Origin of the sequence: Psychrobacter sp. CAL346-MNA-CIBAN-0220, from assembly GCF_040309805.1 — a bacterium.
GTDB lineage: Bacteria > Pseudomonadota > Gammaproteobacteria > Pseudomonadales > Moraxellaceae > Psychrobacter.
On the sequence record NZ_JBEOPF010000278.1, the window covers coordinates 1 to 273 of the forward strand.

1 protein-coding gene is annotated in these 273 nt (G+C 38.8%); it reads left to right on the plus strand.

Translation table 11 applies throughout. The annotated features are described in order from the left end of the window. A partial coding sequence (locus AAEY88_RS13640; RefSeq protein WP_350563257.1) for a hypothetical protein occupies positions 1 to 273 on the plus strand: 273 nt, incomplete at both ends.

Sequence of the window (273 nt, forward strand, 5' to 3'; positions counted from 1 at the left end):
ACCTTGGCTTGGTATGTGGGGAGTATTTCTATGAGCATGCAGAGCTAAATGATCAGCTTGCATTAAGACAGTCAGAGCAAATACAGAAAGATTTATTTCGAATGCGGCATGTAGTTGAATCATCGCTGTTGACGCATGATTTAGAACGAATAGAGCAGGAGGTTGCTTTAGTTTCAACAGATCAAAACATGATGGTGTATGTGATACTTGATTCGAGTAGTGAAATTCAATTCGCTAATCATATTATTTGGCGAGAAAGTAATGCCACTAACG